We start from the raw sequence: 16,285 nt of genomic DNA on the forward strand, positions 1-16,285 counted from the left end.
CGGGCTCCCCGGATCAGGAGGCGGTCGGGGTCCAGCCGCCCAGCCAGTCCGCGACCTCCTGGCCGCCGGCCTGGGCGTCGGTCAGCTGCGGGCGGTCGCCGCTCGCGGCGCCCGAGCCGGGACCGGTGTTCCTGTACTCCGCGAAACGGTCGTCCTTCCAGGAGAAGCCGCCCATGTCCACCCACGGCGTCGACCTGATCGCCGCGCTCAGCGTGGAGTCGCGGACGGTGGTCTGCGGGTCGAGGGTCGCGTCGCCGCCCGCGTGCCAGTTGCGGCCGAGGTAGAAGGTCCCGGCGGACACGTCACCGTTCACGGCCGAGCGGTTGACGAGGATGCCCTTGCGGTCGGCGGCGGTGCTGGGAGCGGTGATGTACCCGGCCGAGGAGCCGTCCCAGCGCTTCTTCAGGGTGATCACGGACTGGTCGATGACGGCGGTCGCGCGGCCGAAGATGAAGTCGACGTTCCCGATGACATAGGAGTTGCGGACGTAGACGCGGCCGAGCTTCTCCTTGGCGGCGGTGTCGAGCAGCAGGGTGTCCTGGTCGCCCTCGACGATCACGCCGTCGAGGAAGACCTGGTCGGCGGCGGTGCGCAGGGCCACGGCCTGGTGTCCGCTGAGGCTTTGGTTGGCACCCTCGTCGAAGTCGTTGGAGAGCGTGAGGTTACGGGCCTGGAAGTCGTCGGCCTCCACGGCGACGGTGGCGCTGCCGCTGGTCCCGTACGTGCCGCCGCCGGGCTTCGCGGTCCCGGCCGCGTTGTTGTAGACAATGACGGTGTCCTTACGGCTGCCGCCGCTGCCCTGGACGGTCACGTGCGGCTTGTTCGAGGGGACCTTCACCAACTCGCGATACGTGCCCGGCTTGACGGAGATGACGACGCGCGAGGCGTTGTTCGCGGGCACGGCGTTCACGGCGGCCTGGACGGTCGTGTACATCCCGCTGCCGTCCTTGGCGACGGTGAGGGTGGTGGCCGCGGCGTCCACGGCGGTCGTGCCACTCGCCGTGTTGGCGGTGGAGGCGACCAGGACCAGCGGGATGCCGACGGCCAGGGCGGTCCTGCGCCTGTGGAGGCGTGCCTTGCTGCGGTTCGCGGTCACGGGCGGCTTCCGTTCGTGTGGGGGTGGAGGGAGCCGGTCGGTTGCTGGTCGCCGCCTGCGGGGGAAAGGTTGCCGTGGTCGCCGTGGTCGCCGTGGTTCGGTGGTGCCGTGGCTCGTGTGGTCAGGGCACCCGCGCACCCCGGCTGGCCGCGACGCGGAGTGCGTCCGCCAGGGACTCGACCGACCTGGTGAGCGCGAAACGCAGGGCGCGTTCGCCCGCTTTCGGGTCGGCGAGTACGGCTCTGGCGCCGGCCAGCACCTGCTCGCCGGAGCCGAGTTGGGCCGCCTCCACGTCGTCGGCGAGCCGGGACAGCCTGCTCTGCGTACTGTCCGTACTCAGATAACAGGGCTTGCCCTCGGGGGTCGTCCACGGCAGCAGCCGGAGCGGGGCGGTCATGCCTGCGCCGTGCCGAGTCGGCACCGGCAGCCGTGCACGGCGGGTACCGCTCGATGGCGGCCCCGCGCGGGCAGCAGTACGCGCAACAGCAACTCGCAGGCTTTCGCACCGAGTCGGCTCATGACGGAACTCCTCGTGACGGACGGGGCTTTGACGAGCGGCGATTACCGTTCGTGCCTCCATCGTCACTGTGTGGTCGTACGCTGCGGAAGAGGGCGCCCGTTGTCTGGGCGCCCAGGCAACGGTGAGGGGTGACGTGGACGAACGCGTTGACGTTGAGGGGGAGTCGGGTCGCATCGGCCTTGGCCGGACGCTGCGATTCCTGCGGGAGAAGGCAGGTAAGACGCTGGCGCAACTGGCCTCGGAGACCTCGTACGACAAGAGCTATCTGTACCGCCTGGAGACCGGGGAGCGGCTCTCGAAGCGGGCGGTCATGGAGGACCTGGACGCTCACTACGGGTCCGGTGACCTGCTGGTTCGCTTGTGGCGGGACGCACGCAAGGACGTCATCAAGGACAAGTACAAGGCGTTCATGGAGCTGGAGGCGACGGCGAGCGTCATGTGGATGTTCCAGCTGCGTGTGCCTGGGTTGTTGCAGACAGAGGAGTACGCCCGCGCGGTGTTGTCCGGGTTGCCTGGAGCGCAGACAACGGTAGGCAACGGCGACGAGGTCGAGGAACAGGTGGCGGCACGCATGGGCCGACAGGAGTTGCTGCACCGCAGACCGGCCCCGAGCGTGCGCGTGATCGTGGATGAGGGAGCGCTACGGCGGCGGGTTCCTGACGCGCAGGTGTGGACGGACCAGTTGGTGCGGCTGCTGGAAGCGGCGGAGTTGCCGTCGGTGGCACTCCAGGTACTGCCTTATGCGGCTGGGGTGCACGACCTCATGGACAGTCACCTCTGGCTCTTCTGGCAGCGCGTTGGAGAGCCCGTTGCCTACGTGGAAGGCAACGGGTTCGGCCAGTCGTTCGACGATCCGGACAAGGTCCTGTCCTACCGCTTGTCCTACGATCGCGTGAGAGACGCGGCGCTGACGCCGGTGGAGTCGAGGGCGTTCATCAAGCGCCTTCTGGAGGAGTGAAGGCCATGACCCGTATCCCCGACCTCGGCACCACTACATGGCGCAAGTCGTCCTACAGCGACGGTGGAGGCACGAATTGCGTCGAGGTCGCCGACGGTCACCCCGGCCTCGTCCCCGTCCGCGACAGCAAGGTCGCGAACGGGCCCGTGGTCGTCTTCGGGGCGGAGCCCTGGGCCGTGTTCACGCAGGGCGTCAAGCAGGGGCGGGGCTGAATCCCGGCGGGTGAAGCGGGCGGGAAACCCGGACGGGACGGGGTGTGGTCCGGCCATGGTGATGCCATGGCAGAGATCATGACCACAGACCCCTCGGCGGAGCCGGTGCGCGCACCATCCGTGCTGGGGCGGTGAGCGCGACTATGGTCGTGGACACGGCGCGTCGAAGGAGGACATCGATCATGGCTGCTCACGCTGCGGAATCCGATGCGGTGATCCCCCCCATGCCCGAGCGGACCCCGAAAGCGCTGCGCAGGGCGCTCGCCGAGGACGCTCCCCACCTTCTCCCCGACTTCGACAGGCACTGGAAGCGGGCGATCGCGGACACGTACGACCTGGGGCCTGTGCCTGCTTTTGTTGCCCGCTGGTGGTGTGAGTACGCGATCGTCCGTGACCCGGCGCTCAATGCCCACGTGCGGGATCTGTACCGCCGTGCGGATGAAACCGACGACTTCTCTAAGGCCCAGGACCTCCTCGAAGAGGTGGCGAAGATCCGCTACAGGACGCGTGAACTGGAGCCTGGCGAGTGACCGGCGGGTTCATGGGGCCGCCCTGGCAGATGGACTGGCGGCTCGATGCCCTCGCCAGCCGTGACGCATTGCCCGAGCACGTGCGAAAGATGGTCGACGAGGCCCGCGCGGAGCTGGTCACCGCGCAGGACCCGTACTTCCGAGGGATCGACGCCGATGCCGGCCTGCCGGAGACGATCGGCGTCGAGCCGGTCGAGTCCACCGATCCCAAGGGATCCCGCATTCTGTACTTCGACAACCACAAAGGCTGGCTGGTCTACGTCTTCAAGCGACGCGTCGAGGATCCGCAGATCGTGGTGCTGGAGATCTTCTGGCAGTGAACTTTCGGCCGGGGGGGCCGGTGTGACACACCTCACGGGAAGGCGCCCCCCTGTGCCGTACAGCTCATGGGTGTGACCACTCATATGCGAACCCGGGTGCGGGCCGGGGATCAGGGTGCCTTCGGTGAGCTCTTCGACGCGTACGCCCGTGCCGTGTACAACCACGCCTACCGGCTGACCGCGGACTGGTCGACCGCCGAGGACGTGATGGCGTCGACCTTCATGGAGGCCTGGCGGCTGAGGGACAGGGTCGATCCCGAGGGCGGCTCCCTGCGGCCCTGGCTGCTGGGCATCGCCACGAACACCGCGCGCAACCAGTTCCGCAGCAACCGGCGTTACCGTCGCGCCGCGAGCGCCGCCGCCGCGGCCGAGACGGCCGTGCCCGATCACGCCGACGAGGTCGCGGGCCGGATCGACGACCGGCAGCGGCTCGCCACCGTCCTGACCGCCCTCGTCGCCCTGCGCAGACCCGAGCGCGAGGTCATCACGCTCTGTCTGGGGGAGGGCCTGGACTACGAGGCCGCGGCGGAGGCGCTCGGCATCCCCGTCGGCACGGTCGCCTCCCGCCTCTCCCGGGCCCGTAAGAAGCTGCGGGCGGTCGCCGAGGCCCAACTCGGCCGGAAAGGAAGCGAGTTGACGCGTACCGCTGCCGGCGGCGCGGCCGAGAAAGTTCGCGGAAATCGGGAAGGCCGCCGCCCCGCCCGACAGACAAGAGGCGATCACGCAAAAGCGATCCGGCCCGCACAGGAGGGAAACCGATGAACGCGAACACGCCCCGGCAGGACTCTTCCGAGTCCGGTCCCGGGTCCGAGTGGGAGCAGGACGCACAGCTCCTGTCCCGTACGGCGCGCGACCTGCCGTCGGGCCGTCACCAGTTCCACAAGGAGCGTCTGATGGCCCAGATCCACGAGCAGGTCCAGCGCGAAGAGCGCACGGCGGCCCCGGCCGCACCGGCGAAGACACGGCGGTTGCGGCTGCCGCGCCCCGCGATCACGCTGCCCGCGATGGCGTTCGGCCTGTCCGCGGTGATCGTCGCCGGGGTCGTGACCCTCGGCGGCGGTGACGGCGTGCGGGAGAGCGGAGTCGCCACCGGACCCGCCCTGACCACCGACCTCGGTACCGCGACCACGAAGGGCGTGCCCCAGCTGCTGGACCAGATCTCCCTGGCGGCGGCCGAGGGCGACCACCCGACCGTGAAGGCCGGCCAGTACATCTACATCGAGTCCGTGCTCGCCGACACCCACGTGAGGACCGTCGACGACAAGAGCAGCCTGGTCAGCCAGGAACTGCACAAGCGGCAGATGTGGGAGTCCGCGGACGGCGTCGAGGGCTGGCTCATCGACCCCGCCGTCAACGACAGCTCCGAGGGCGAGACCCTGACCCTGCCCGACGAGCAGGGCAACACCCCCAAGGCGCACATGGGCAGCCCGTCGTACGACTACCTGGCCAGGCTGACCACCGACCCCGACGCACTGCTTGCCAAGATCTACAAGGAGACCGAGGGGCAGGGGAACACCCCCGACCAGCAGGCCTTCTCCACCATCGGCGACCTGCTCTCCGAGAGCTACCCGCCGCCGGAGCTCTACGCGGCGCTCTTCGAGACCGCCGCGAAGATCCCGGGCGTGGTCGTCGTCGACGACGCGGTGGACGCGGTCGGCCGGCACGGCGTGGCGGTGGCCCGGCTGGACGAGACCAGCGGCCAGCGCGAGGAATGGATCTTCGACAAGAAGAGCCATGTCTACCTCGGCGCGCGCAATGTCCAGGTGAAGCCGGTCAAGGAAGAGGGCATCCTGATCAAGTCCGGCACGGTGAACTTCACCATGGCCATCAAGAACCGCGCCGTCGTCGACGGTATGAAGCAGACCCCGTCGACCCCGGCACGGGAGGGCTGAGGCCGCCCGGTCGGTCCCGGTCGGTCCCCGGTCAGTCCCCGTCCAGCGCGGGCGGCGGAGTCGGCGCCCCGGGCAGGCGGATCGTCGCGATCGTGCCGCCGCCCGGGGCCGGGCTCAACGCCACGTCCCCGCCCGACTGCTGGACCGTACGCGCCACGATCGACAGGCCGAGGCCCGAGCCGGGGAGCGCGCGGGCGCTCGGGGAACGCCAGAAGCGGTCGAAGACGTGCGGGAGTTCGTCGGCGGGCACACCCGGACCGTGGTCCCGTACGGTCAGTTCGCCGCCCCTGAGTGTGACGTCGATCGCGCCGCCCTCGGGGCTGAACTTCACCGCGTTGTCGAGGATGTTGACGATGGCCCGCTCCAGCGCGGTGGGCTCCGCCCGGACGAACCACGGGTGCACGTCCGCCGTGATCGTCAGCTCCGGGCCGCGCAGCCGGGCCCTGCGCAGGGCCGACTCCACGGTGTCCTGCAGCGCGACCACCTGCACACGGTCGGCCGGCGTACCCGCGTCCGACCGCGACAGCGTCTGCAGGTCGCCGATGAGCGCGGCCAGTTCGGTCATCTGCGCCTTCACCGAGGCGAGCAGCGCCTTGCGGTCCGCCGGGGGGATGGGCCGGCCCGTCTCCTCGCTGCGGGTGAGCAGCTCGATGTTCGTACGGAGGGAGGTGAGCGGGGTGCGCAGCTCGTGCCCGGCATCGGCGATGAGCTGCTGCTGCAACTCACGGGAGTTGGCGAGGGAGGCGGTCATCGAGTTGAAGGACCGGGAGAGGCGGGCGATCTCGTCCTCGCTCTCGTCCTCGACGGGGATGCGGACGGAGAGGTCCTCCGTACGGGCCACGTGCTCGACCGCCTCGGTGAGCTTGTCGACGGGGCGCAGGCCGGCGCGGGCCACGCCGAGTCCGGCGACGCCGGCACCGACCACACCGATGCCGGAGACGACGAGGAGCAGCAGAGCCAGTTCGTCGAGGGTGGACTTGGTGCTCTCCAGCGGATACGCGATGACCAGCGCGGTGTTGTCGACCAGCGACCGTCCGGGACCGGCGACGACCACGGGCACGGTCAGCACGCGGACGGGCTTCCCCTCGCTGTCGGTGCCGTTGCGGTACACCGCGGTGTCGGAGGTGGGGTTCTCGGCCACCTTCGTGTCGTCGTCGGTGACCCGCACCACGCCCGCCGACCTGTCCAGGGCGCACGGCGTGCCGTCCGCCTTGACCAGCTGGAGGTAGTAGTCGGACGGCGGGCCGAAGGTGTTCTGGCGGGAGGGGGAGGAGTCGCAGTCGCCCAGCACCGAGTTGATGGTGCCGATCTCGACCGGGCTGTTGACGCCGCGCAGGTCGCTGTCCACCTCGTCGTACAGCTTCCCCTGCACGATGAACCACGCCGTCACCGACACCGCCGCCACCGCGAACGCCACCGCGGCCGCGACGAGCAGCGCCAGGCGCGAGCGGATCGGCAGCGCGGTGAACCGGCGGAGGACCCTGCTCACTCCGCCCCGCCCGACCGCAGGACATACCCCACACCCCGCACCGTGTGCACAAGACGCGGCTCGCCGCCCGCTTCCGTCTTGCGGCGGAGGTACATCACGTACACGTCCAGCGAGTTGGACGACGGCTCGAAGTCGAAGCCCCAGACCGCCTTCAGGATCTGCTCCCGCGTGAGGACCTGGCGCGGATGGGCCAGGAACATCTCCAGCAGGGTGAACTCCGTGCGGGTCAGCTCGACGGGCCGCCCGGCCCGCGTGACCTCACGGGTCGCGAGATCCATGCGCAGGTCACCGAAGGTGAGCGCGTCGTCCGCCGGGGCGCCGACCGCGGCGGCGGCGTACGAACTGCGCCGCAGCAAGGCCCGTACCCGCGCGAACAGCTCGTCCAGTTCGAACGGCTTCACCAGGTAGTCGTCGGCGCCCGCGTCGAGTCCGGTGACCCGGTCGCCGACCGTGTCGCGGGCGGTGAGCATGAGGATCGGCGTCGTCGTGCCCGCGCCGCGCATCCGGCGGGCGGCGGTCAGGCCGTCCATGCGCGGCATCTGGATGTCGAGGACGACCAGGTCCGGCTGGTAGGCGATGGACTTCTCCAGCGCGTCCGCGCCGTCGACGGCCACCTCCGTGCCGTACCCCTCGAAGGCGAGACTGCGCTGGAGTGCTTCGCGCACGGCCGGCTCGTCGTCGACGATCAGGATGCGCTGGGGTTCACGGTCGCCTTCGGCGGGGCTCATCGCGGTCAGTTCCTCGGGTGCGGTGGGACGTGGTCGGGGCGCTTTCAGCCTCGCACGTTTCGGGGCTGTTCTCGTAGAGCCGCCGGGCGCTGAGCCCGACATGCCCCAGCGGCCGGGATCAGCCTCGTACGGTACGGCGGGCGCGGGCCGCGGCGCCGCTGCGGCGGGCGGCGGCGCGCGGGGCCCGCGCGGTGGCCATCTCGGGTGCGCGGGGCGCCGGCGCGTGCAGTTCGTGGGCCACCGCGAGGGCCAGGGCGAGTCCGGACGGGTCGCCGCCGGTGAGGGTGTGGGGCACGGTCTTGATCCGCGTGGCCTGCTTGCTCTGCATGACGACCTCCGGGGTCTGGGGCGGGTCGGTCGGGAGGGGGCGTGGCTCAGCTGTCGGAGCCGCCGGACCGCAGTGAGGCCAGGTCGGCCTTGACGGTGTTGACCGGGATGGCGAAGCCGAGGCCGACGCTGCCGGCGGTCGAGGAGGACGAGGAGTCCGTGGCGGCCGAGTACATCGCGGAGTTGATGCCGATGATGTTGCCGTTCATGTCGATGAGCGCGCCGCCGGAGTTGCCCGGGTTGAGGGACGCGTCGGTCTGCAGGGCCTTGTACGTCGTCGTGGACGAACCGGTGTCGCCGTTGAACTCCTGGCCGCCGAACTCGAACGGCCACTGCTCGCTGCCGCTGCCGTTTCCGCCGCCCTGCTGTTGCTGCTGCTGGCCCTGGCTCTCGTCCGTGGAGACGGTGACGTCCCGGTCGAGCGCGGAGACGATGCCGCTGGTGACGGTGCCGGTCAGGCCCTCGGGGGAGCCGATCGCCACGACCTCGTCACCGACCTTGACGGCGTCGGAGTCACCGAGCGTCGCGGGGGTGAGACCCGACGGCGCGTTCTCCAGCTTGATCAGCGCGAGGTCCTTCTTGCTGTCGGTGCCGACGACGCTCGCGGTGTACGACTTGCCGTTGCTCAACTGCACCTTGATCTGGGAGGCACCCGAGATCACGTGGTTGTTGGTGATGATCTCGCCGCCGGTCGTGATGACCACGCCGGAACCGGTGGAGGAGCCCGCGTTCGAGGTCGCGCTGATCTCGACGATGCTCGGGCTGACCGCCTCGGCGACCCCGGCGACCGTGCCCTTCTTGCTCGTGGCCACGACGCTGGTGCTGCTCGCGCTGCCGGCCGCGGTGTCGTTGCCGGTCAGCTCCTGGAAGGCGTACGCGGTACCGCCGCCCACGGCCGCGGCGGCTATCGCCACGGCGGCGAGCAGGGCCAGCGGGCCCTTGGCGCGCTTGCGGGGCGCGGCGGGCGCCGCGGACACCGGCTCCGTGAGGAGGGCGGTGGGGGCGTCGCCCTGCGCACCTCCGGCTCCGGGTGCACCTCCCGCTCCGGGTGCGCCTCCGGCCGCGGCCGGCTGGTACGCCGGCGGGGGCGGCCACTCCGGGTTCACGGGGGAGGAGGCGGGGTGTGAGGAGGAGGGGGAGGAGGAGGCGTACGGCTGCTCGTGCGACTGCTCGTACGGCTGTCCTGAGTACGCGGACTGCTGCTGGTCGCCCTGGGGGTACTCGCCGCTGCGGCGGAAGCTCTCGGTCATGAGTAAGACTCTGTCGCCCGACCATGAGAGCTCCCTGAGTGCTCCCTGAGAAGCCCGACAGAACCTCGTATGCCCGATATAAAGACGCCGGAGCCCAGTGATACCGGGGAAACGGCGGGTTGCCGCACAGTGATGTGAAGGAAGCGGCGGACGAACACTTGTCGGCCTGCTGTGAAGTGCGTGTGCAGAGGGGTTTGCGAGCCGCAGGCTTGGCGGGTTCAGGACACACCACCGCCATGGGCGTCCACACTCCACCATCTCAGGAGCCCTGAGTGATACCTGCTCTGCGCAGCCGCTGGAGACGCCAGGCCACGGCGTTCCCGGCGGCCGCCCTCGCGCTGGCGCTGAGTTGCGCCGGCGTTCTCGCGGCCCAGCCGGCCACCGCCGCGGACGGCCCCACCGGGGGACTGCCCGACACGAGCCTGGCGCAGCCCGCGAAGCCGGCCGCCTCCACGAAGGAACTGCGCGACCGGATCGTCGACGCCGCGAAGGCGACCGGCGAGACCCCGGACGACGCCTCGCCCGCGAAGTCCCCGTTCATCATCGGCGGCGGCGAGACCACCATCGCCAGTGCCCCGTGGATGGTCCAGCTCGGCTATTACGACCCGGCCACCGGCGACGGCTACTTCTGCGGCGGCACGCTCGTCGCCCCGAACAAGGTCCTCACCGCGGCCCACTGCGTCGCGGGTCTGGACTGGGTGGGCAACGGCGCGGTCCTGGCCGGCACGACCGACCTCGACGACTACACGAACGGCACCGCCACCGGCGTCTTCCGCCAGTGGACGCACCCCCGCTACAACGCCGACACCACCCAGAACGACATCGCGGTCCTCACCCTGGACACCCCGCTGCTGGACCGGCCGACCCTGCGGCTGGCCGCGTCCGACGACAGCGCGCTCTACAAGAGCGGCACCACCGGCACCGTCTACGGCTGGGGTCTGACCTCCGGCGCCGACGACGCCACCCTCTCGACGAAGCTGAAGAAGGCGAACCTGCCGCTCGTCGCCGACGCGACCTGCAAGAGCGCGATGGCGTCCGTCCTCGACGGGGACTACTTCATCGCCGGCTCGATGGCCTGCGCGGGCACTCCCGCGAGCGGCGCCGATGAGGGCACGAACAGCCCCTGCAACGGTGACTCCGGCGGCCCGCTGGTCGTCGGCGGCAAGATCGCCGGCATCGTCTCCTGGGGTGTCGCGGGCTGCACCGCCAAGGGTGCCTACCCGGTCTTCACCAAGGTCAGCTCGTACATCTGGGCGGCCCAGCCGCGCATCGACGACGCGGACCTGTCGTACGACGGCCGCGCCGACCTGCTCGCGCGCACGCCGTCCGGCGGTCTCTTCCAGCAGAACAGCACGGGCACCGGGCTCGCGCAGCGCGCCTACCAGGGTGCCAACTGGCAGAGCGCCGGCTGGGGCCTGCAGGCGGACCTGGACCGGGACTTCTACCAGGACCTGATCATCCGCGACAAGACCGACGGCAAGCTGTACCGCAGCTACATGGACCACTCCGTCGGTGACTGGGCCTGGATGCAGATCAGTTCGGTCTGGGGCGGCTACACGTCGTACGCGATCCCCGGTGACATGACGGGCGACGCCCGCCCGGACCTGGTCGCGGTGGACGCCGACGGCTCGGTCTACCTCTACCCGGGGCGCGGCAACGGCCAGTTCTACGGCAAGGTCAAGGTCGTCAGCGGCGCCTGGAAGAACGTCAAGGTCCTCGGCCACGGCGACCTCTCCGGCGACGGCAAGCCCGACCTGCTCGTCCGCTCCACGGACGGCACGCTGTGGCTCTACCGCGGCACGGGCAAGGAGAAGACCCCCTGGTCGGCCCGCATCAAGGCCCGTACCGGCTGGAACTTCACGTCGTACGTCTCCAGCGGCGACGTGAGCGGCGACGGCATCGCCGACGTCATCACCCGTGACTCGACGGGCAAGCTCTGGCTCTACAAGGGCACGAACAAGGCCTCGTCGGACCTCTTCGCCACCCGCACAAGCCTGGGCACAGGCTTCAACCAGTACAACCTGCTGTTCTAGACCACCACCCACACGGGCCGGCCCTCGCCACCCGGCGGGGGCCGCCTGCTTTCAGGAGCGCGGGAACGGCGCAGTCCTCTGCTTCTAGGGGCGCGGGGAACGGCGCAATCTTTTGTCTTTGGGGGCACGGGGAACGGCGCAATCTTTTAGGGGCGCGGGGAACTGCGCGACCAGCCACGACGCACCCGCACCCGAAGAACGACCCACCCAGCGGAGCTACCCGCAGCCGCACGACCGCCGCACGACCAGAGAAGACGGGAACAACTTCAACCGCTCCCGCCGAGCCCCGGCAACCCGAAGCCCGTCATCAAGCACAAGATCAACGGCAGCGCGAGCCATCGCGGACCGATCGCTCGCGATAGTGGTGAGCGGCGGATCAGTCAACGCCGCTTCCTTGATGTCGTCGAACCCCGCGACAGCCAACTCCCCCGGCACATCGATCCGCAGCTCACGAGCCGCCCGCAACAACCCGATCGCCTGGTCGTCCGTGGAACAGAAGATGGCCGGCGGCCGATCAGGCCCGGCCAGCAGCTCAAGCCCCACCTTGTACGCGTCGTACCGGTTGTAGAGCGCCTCGAAGAGGCGACCCTCGGTCGAGCGCCCCGCCTCGTGCATCGCCCGCCGCCACCCCTCGACGTGGTCGGAGACCGGGTCACCGACCGTGGGGGTCTCCGCGACACCGCCGAGACAGGCCACGTACGCGTACCCGTGCTCAAGGAGGTGCTGTGTGGCGAGATGCGCGCCACCCACGTCGTCCGTGACGACCGCGACGTCGTCGATCGCCTCGGGCCGCTCGTGCAGCAGCACCACCCGAGCGTCCCACGCCTCGATCTCGGCGGCGGCCAGATCGTTCAGCGCGTGGCTGACGAGGATGAGCCCCGAGACCCGCATACCGAGAAAGGCCCGCAGATAGTGGACCTCGCGCTCGCCGACGTAGTCGGAGTTGCCGACGAGTACCATTTTCCCGCGCTCGGACGCGGCCTGTTCGACCGCGTGCGCCATCTCCCCGAAGAAGGGCTGGCGCGCGTCCGGCACGATCAGGCCTATGAGGTCCGTTCGCCGCGACGCCATGGCCTGGGCGACCCGGTCGGGCCGGTACCCCAGCTCTTTGATCGCGGCGAGTACACGCTCGCGCGTGGCCGGGGCAACCGGCCGGGGTCCGTTGTTGATGACATAGCTGACGACGGCGGTGGAGGTACCCGCCAGTCGTGCCACATCATCCCGAGTCACCTTGGCCACGCGCGGAGTCTACGCGGATGGACCTACCGCTGGGCAGGTCGTACGGCTTCTTCCTGCACCTTCGCCGGGGCGGCTGCCGGGGCCTTCGGGGCACCGGCCGCGTCGAGGTGCGCCGTCTCGTCCGCATCCTCCGGCTTTGGCTGTGCGGCCTTGGCCTTCGCCTCGTCCGCCGCCCGGTCCACCTTCTCCGGAGTAACGAATCGATAACCGACGTTCCGGACGGTTCCGATCAGCGACTCGTGCTCGGGGCCGAGCTTCGCGCGCAGCCGTCGTACGTGCACGTCGACCGTCCGCGTACCGCCGAAGTAGTCGTAGCCCCAGACCTCCTGCAGCAGCTGGGCGCGGGTGAAGACGCGGCCGGGGTGCTGGGCGAGGTACTTGAGGAGCTCGAACTCCTTGAAGGTCAGGTCGAGGACCCGGCCCTTGAGCTTGGCGCTGTAGGTGGCCTCGTCCACGGAGAGGTCGCCGTTGCGGATCTCCATGGGGGAGTCGTCGTTGACGATCTGCTGGCGGCCCATGGCCAGCCGCAGCCGCGCCTCGACCTCCGCCGGACCCGCTGTGTCGAGCAGCACGTCGTCGATGCCCCAGTCGGCGGTGACGGCCGCGAGGCCGCCCTCCGTCACGACGAGGACGAGTGGACAGCCGGGCCCGGTGGAGCGCAGCAGCTGACAGAGGCTGCGGACCTGCGGGAGGTCACGGCGGCCGTCGATGAGAATGACATCGGCACCTGGGGTGTCGACGAGTGCGGGCCCCTCCGCCGGGGCCACGCGCACATTGTGCAGCAGGAGGCCGAGGGCGGGAAGCACCTCCGTCGACGGCTGAAGGGCATTGGTAAGGAGCAGCAGAGAACTCATCGCACCCCACCTGCCTGGGTCGTCCTACGGTCACGCACGGTTCGCTCGCCCATAACGTCTGGTTCCTCCTCGGTCCCTGCGAGGACGTTTTCGGCACTGCTCAACGTCGTATACAGCGTTCGTATACAACGCTCCAGAAAGCGCAAAAGGACCCGGGGGCTTCTCTGCCCGAGTCCTCTGCCAAGGAGAATAGCCCACATGAGCCAAGGTCCGGCAGGTCATGTGACGCGATCTTTCATTCGTCCAGAACCTGAGACGGCGGGTGGATGTACGGAAAGTGCTTCGGAAGGATCTTCGCGAGGGGTGCTGAGAAAGTTTCTGCGCACCGCCGACGGGGTGACGATCGACGCAGCGTACGAGCCCGGACAGAACACATCGGACACGTCCGGCACATCTGCTCCATCCGGTGGTTCCGACGCAGGTGGGCCCGGAACCGGCCTGGTCATCGTGGTGGCGCACGGGTTCACGGGCGATCTGGAACGTCCGCACGTCCGGCGGGCGGCGACGGCGTTCGCGCAGTACGCGGCCGTGGTCACCTTCTCCTTCCGCGGGCACGGCGCCTCCGGCGGACGTTCCACGGTCGGCGACCGTGAGGTGCTCGATCTGGCGGCGGCGGTGGAGTGGGCGAGAGAACTCGGTCACACCCGGGTGGTCACCGTCGGATTCTCCATGGGCGGCTCGGTGGTGCTCCGGCACGCGGCGCTGCACCCGAAGAGCGATCAGGAGCACGAGGGGCGCACGGGAGCGCATTCGGACGCGGTGGTTTCGGTCAGCGCACCCGCTCGCTGGTACTACCGGGGTACGGCCCCTATGCGGCGCCTGCACTGGCTGGTAACGCGGCCGGTGGGCCGCGCGGTCGGCCGCTACGGCCTGCGAACCCGCATCCATCACCGCGAATGGGATCCGGTCCCGTCCTCCCCGGTGGAATCGGTTCCCCTCATCGCCCCCACCCCTCTCCTGATCGTCCACGGCGACCAGGACGGCTACTTCCCCGTGGACCATCCGCGGATGCTGGCCGCCGCGTCCGGCGGCCACGCGGACCTGTGGCTGGAGCGCGGCATGGGGCACGCGGAGAACGCGGCGGACGACGAACTCCTGTCCCGCATCGGGGAATGGGCCGCCGCGCACGCGGGCTAGCCTGGCGGGGTCGTCACCCGTTTTCTTTCACCGCTGACCGAAGATCGAGGAACCAGATGGCACAGGGCACAGTGCGTTACTGGGCCGCCGCCAAGGCCGCGGCAGGCGTCGCCGAGGAGCCGTACGAGGCGGAGACCCTCGCGCAGGCGCTCGACGCGGCACGCGAGCGACACTCCGGCGAACTCGCCCGCGTCCTGCTGCGATGCTCGTTCCTCATCGACGGCGATCCCGTGGGTACCCGCGGACATGAGACGGTACGGCTGGCCGAGGGCGGCACGGTCGAGGTGCTCCCGCCGTTCGCAGGAGGGTGACGGGACGATGAGCGATCAGCCGTACGAGGGGCCCTACGAGGGCCCGTACCAAGGACAAGGCCAGGGCCATGGCCAGGGTCAGGTTCCCTACGAGGGATACGACCCGTATCAGCAGCAGGCGCATCAGGCCCAGCAGGCGCCGCAGGCCGGGTGGCCCGGTCAGCAGCAGTACGACGAGGCCGCCGTGCAGCAGCAGTACACCCAGCAGTGGGAGGGCCAGACCTGGGAGACCCAGGTCCAGCCCCCGCTGCGGCCGGTCGCGCCCGCCGCTCCGGCCGCGGACACGGCGTACCTCCCGCAGCAGGGTCCGGCGGAGGCGTCGTACGGGGCGCAGCAGCAGTACGGGGCCGGGGCTCAGTACGGGGTCGTCGGGCAGCCCATGCCGAGTCAGCAGGCTCCGGGCGCCGGGAACCCTGTGCCCGCCCCCGTGCCCGCGTCGGCCGACGGCGGGGCCGGCTACGGTCCTGCGACCGTCACCGGCAACACCCGGGTCACCGACGCCCAGCGCGCCCGTGCCGAGGGACGTTCGCCGATCATCGAACCCGGCGGACAGCCGGCCGTGCTGACGGGGGTCCTCGGACTGCTGCTCGCCGGCGCGGCGGCGGTCGGGCAGTACGCGCTGGTCGTACCGCTGGTGATCCTTCAGGCGGTGACCGCGGCGGGCTGGTTCCGGCTCAACGGGATGTGGCCCGCGCGGCAGGGCATCGCGCTCGCCTTCGCGGGTGCGCTCACGGCCGACGTGGCCCTGCTCGTGGCCGGGCGCGAGAACGCGCCCGCCGCGATTCTCGGCACGCTCGGCGTCTGGGTCCTGCTGACCCTGGTCCTCCAGCTGCGCAGCCACGCCGGAGCCGACGAGCGGATGCTCGGTCTGATGGCCACGGTCGTCTCGGCGGCGCTGGCGATCATCGCGACCGGATATCTGGCGGCGGAGCCGGACGCGGTGGTCGTGGGCGGGGTGGCGGTCGCGGCGGCGGTGCTGGCGCGGGCCCTGCCGTTGCCGACGGCGGCGTCCGTGGTGGTCGCGTTGCTCGCGGCGGCGGGGGCGGGGGTCGCCCTGGGCGGGCTGACGGATCTGGGGGCGGGCGGTGCGCTGCTCGGAGCCGGGGCGGGGGTCTGCGCGCTGGTCGGACACCGGGTCGCCAGCTACGACTACCCGTCGAAGTTCGTGCACTTCACAGCAGGCGTCGCACTTCCGCTGGCCGCGGCGGCCCCGGCGGTGTACCTACTGGGCCGAGCCCTGATCTGACCTTTCCTCGCCCCCGCCGCCCCTACCCTTCCCGTCACTGACTCGGGGGCGCTGCCCCCGAACCCCCGGTCCTCAAACGCCGGACGGGCTGAAAGCTCTTCAGCCCGTCCGGCGTTTGAGGACGAGCGCGGAGCGCGATCAAG

The 16,285-nt window shown here is 70.4% G+C and carries 18 protein-coding genes and 1 pseudogene; 10 read left to right on the forward strand and 9 right to left on the reverse strand.

Going from position 1 to position 16,285, the window contains the following annotated elements; all coding sequences use genetic code 11:
- Window positions 1-13 precede the first annotated feature (13 nt).
- The 3 genes and pseudogenes from ACZ60E_RS43140 to ACZ60E_RS43150 form a co-directional block, all read right to left on the reverse strand.
- A pseudogene (locus tag ACZ60E_RS43140) lies at window positions 14-997 on the reverse strand (pectinesterase family protein); the annotation flags it as partial.
- A 220-nt stretch (window positions 998-1,217) separates the two neighbouring features.
- Window positions 1,218-1,493 (reverse strand): hypothetical protein, encoded by a 276-nt coding sequence (locus tag ACZ60E_RS43145; RefSeq protein ID WP_385837080.1) that lies wholly within the window; start codon window positions 1,491-1,493, stop codon window positions 1,218-1,220.
- Window positions 1,490-1,615: a hypothetical protein gene (locus ACZ60E_RS43150; protein ID WP_469447789.1), complete on the reverse strand. Its 126-nt coding sequence runs from the start codon at window positions 1,613-1,615 to the stop codon at window positions 1,490-1,492. Before ACZ60E_RS43150 ends, ACZ60E_RS43145 begins: the two co-directional genes overlap by 4 nt.
- Before the next feature lie 134 nt (window positions 1,616-1,749).
- Here ACZ60E_RS43150 and ACZ60E_RS43155 point away from each other — a divergent pair, with 134 nt between their 5' ends.
- The 6 genes from ACZ60E_RS43155 to ACZ60E_RS43180 all read left to right on the forward strand — a co-directional run bounded on the left by ACZ60E_RS43155 (window position 1,750) and on the right by ACZ60E_RS43180 (window position 5,528).
- Window positions 1,750-2,574, forward strand: a complete 825-nt coding sequence (locus ACZ60E_RS43155; RefSeq protein WP_469447791.1) for a helix-turn-helix domain-containing protein — start codon at window positions 1,750-1,752, stop codon at window positions 2,572-2,574.
- Window positions 2,575-2,579: 5 nt separating this feature from the next.
- Entirely contained in the window at window positions 2,580-2,786 is a 207-nt protein-coding gene (locus ACZ60E_RS43160) for a DUF397 domain-containing protein (RefSeq protein ID WP_469447794.1), read from the forward strand.
- 182 nt (window positions 2,787-2,968) lie between these two features.
- Window positions 2,969-3,316, forward strand: coding sequence for a DUF6247 family protein (locus tag ACZ60E_RS43165; RefSeq protein ID WP_469447796.1), 348 nt, complete (start codon window positions 2,969-2,971; stop codon window positions 3,314-3,316).
- Window positions 3,313-3,636, forward strand: a complete 324-nt coding sequence (locus ACZ60E_RS43170) for a hypothetical protein (protein WP_469447797.1) — start codon at window positions 3,313-3,315, stop codon at window positions 3,634-3,636. The genes ACZ60E_RS43165 and ACZ60E_RS43170 overlap by 4 nt, the downstream gene beginning before the upstream one ends.
- Window positions 3,637-3,720: 84 nt before the next feature.
- Window positions 3,721-4,398, forward strand: a complete 678-nt coding sequence (locus ACZ60E_RS43175) for an RNA polymerase sigma factor (protein ID WP_469447816.1) — start codon at window positions 3,721-3,723, stop codon at window positions 4,396-4,398.
- Window positions 4,395-5,528 (forward strand): CU044_5270 family protein, encoded by a 1,134-nt coding sequence (locus tag ACZ60E_RS43180; protein ID WP_469447799.1) that lies wholly within the window; start codon window positions 4,395-4,397, stop codon window positions 5,526-5,528. Before ACZ60E_RS43175 ends, ACZ60E_RS43180 begins: the two co-directional genes overlap by 4 nt.
- A gap of 31 nt (window positions 5,529-5,559) precedes the next feature.
- Here the strand turns inward: ACZ60E_RS43180 and ACZ60E_RS43185 are convergent, their stop codons facing one another.
- The 4 genes from ACZ60E_RS43185 to ACZ60E_RS43200 all read right to left on the reverse strand — a co-directional run bounded on the left by ACZ60E_RS43185 (window position 5,560) and on the right by ACZ60E_RS43200 (window position 9,322).
- Window positions 5,560-7,017, reverse strand: coding sequence for a sensor histidine kinase (locus ACZ60E_RS43185; protein WP_469447800.1), 1,458 nt, complete (start codon window positions 7,015-7,017; stop codon window positions 5,560-5,562).
- Window positions 7,014-7,745: a response regulator transcription factor gene (locus ACZ60E_RS43190; protein WP_384813573.1), complete on the reverse strand. Its 732-nt coding sequence runs from the start codon at window positions 7,743-7,745 to the stop codon at window positions 7,014-7,016. The genes ACZ60E_RS43185 and ACZ60E_RS43190 overlap by 4 nt, the downstream gene beginning before the upstream one ends.
- A gap of 118 nt (window positions 7,746-7,863) precedes the next feature.
- Window positions 7,864-8,073 carry a hypothetical protein gene (locus ACZ60E_RS43195; protein ID WP_469447802.1) on the reverse strand — a complete coding sequence of 70 codons (210 nt, stop codon included), beginning with the start codon at window positions 8,071-8,073 and terminating at the stop codon, window positions 7,864-7,866.
- A 46-nt stretch (window positions 8,074-8,119) separates the two neighbouring features.
- Window positions 8,120-9,322, reverse strand: a complete 1,203-nt coding sequence (locus tag ACZ60E_RS43200; protein WP_384813567.1) for a S1C family serine protease — start codon at window positions 9,320-9,322, stop codon at window positions 8,120-8,122.
- Between the two features lie 272 nt (window positions 9,323-9,594).
- On the opposite strand from ACZ60E_RS43200, the gene ACZ60E_RS43205 reads away from it, so the two are divergent.
- The gene (locus ACZ60E_RS43205) at window positions 9,595-11,355 is read left to right on the forward strand and encodes a trypsin-like serine protease (protein ID WP_469447804.1); all 1,761 of its coding nucleotides are present in this window, start codon (window positions 9,595-9,597) and stop codon (window positions 11,353-11,355) included.
- A 216-nt stretch (window positions 11,356-11,571) separates the two neighbouring features.
- On the opposite strand, the gene ACZ60E_RS43210 is transcribed toward ACZ60E_RS43205, so the two are convergent.
- Together ACZ60E_RS43210 and ACZ60E_RS43215 are read right to left on the reverse strand one after the other, a co-directional pair.
- Window positions 11,572-12,594: a LacI family DNA-binding transcriptional regulator gene (locus ACZ60E_RS43210; RefSeq protein ID WP_469447806.1), complete on the reverse strand. Its 1,023-nt coding sequence runs from the start codon at window positions 12,592-12,594 to the stop codon at window positions 11,572-11,574.
- Window positions 12,595-12,617: 23 nt separating this feature from the next.
- Window positions 12,618-13,448 (reverse strand): winged helix-turn-helix transcriptional regulator, encoded by an 831-nt coding sequence (locus ACZ60E_RS43215; RefSeq protein WP_384813561.1) that lies wholly within the window; start codon window positions 13,446-13,448, stop codon window positions 12,618-12,620.
- A 198-nt stretch (window positions 13,449-13,646) separates the two neighbouring features.
- Between ACZ60E_RS43215 and ACZ60E_RS43220 the strand changes: the two genes are divergently transcribed.
- From ACZ60E_RS43220 to ACZ60E_RS43230, 3 genes are read left to right on the forward strand one after another with little or no spacing between them, the layout of a single operon-like run.
- Window positions 13,647-14,585 carry an alpha/beta hydrolase gene (locus ACZ60E_RS43220; protein ID WP_469447808.1) on the forward strand — a complete coding sequence of 313 codons (939 nt, stop codon included), beginning with the start codon at window positions 13,647-13,649 and terminating at the stop codon, window positions 14,583-14,585.
- A 56-nt stretch (window positions 14,586-14,641) separates the two neighbouring features.
- Window positions 14,642-14,896 (forward strand): MoaD/ThiS family protein, encoded by a 255-nt coding sequence (locus tag ACZ60E_RS43225; RefSeq protein WP_210881217.1) that lies wholly within the window; start codon window positions 14,642-14,644, stop codon window positions 14,894-14,896.
- Between the two features lie 7 nt (window positions 14,897-14,903).
- Window positions 14,904-16,142 (forward strand): hypothetical protein, encoded by a 1,239-nt coding sequence (locus tag ACZ60E_RS43230; protein WP_469447810.1) that lies wholly within the window; start codon window positions 14,904-14,906, stop codon window positions 16,140-16,142.
- Window positions 16,143-16,285 lie beyond the last annotated feature (143 nt).

It is taken from the genome of Streptomyces sp. NPDC102514, assembly GCF_055584525.1.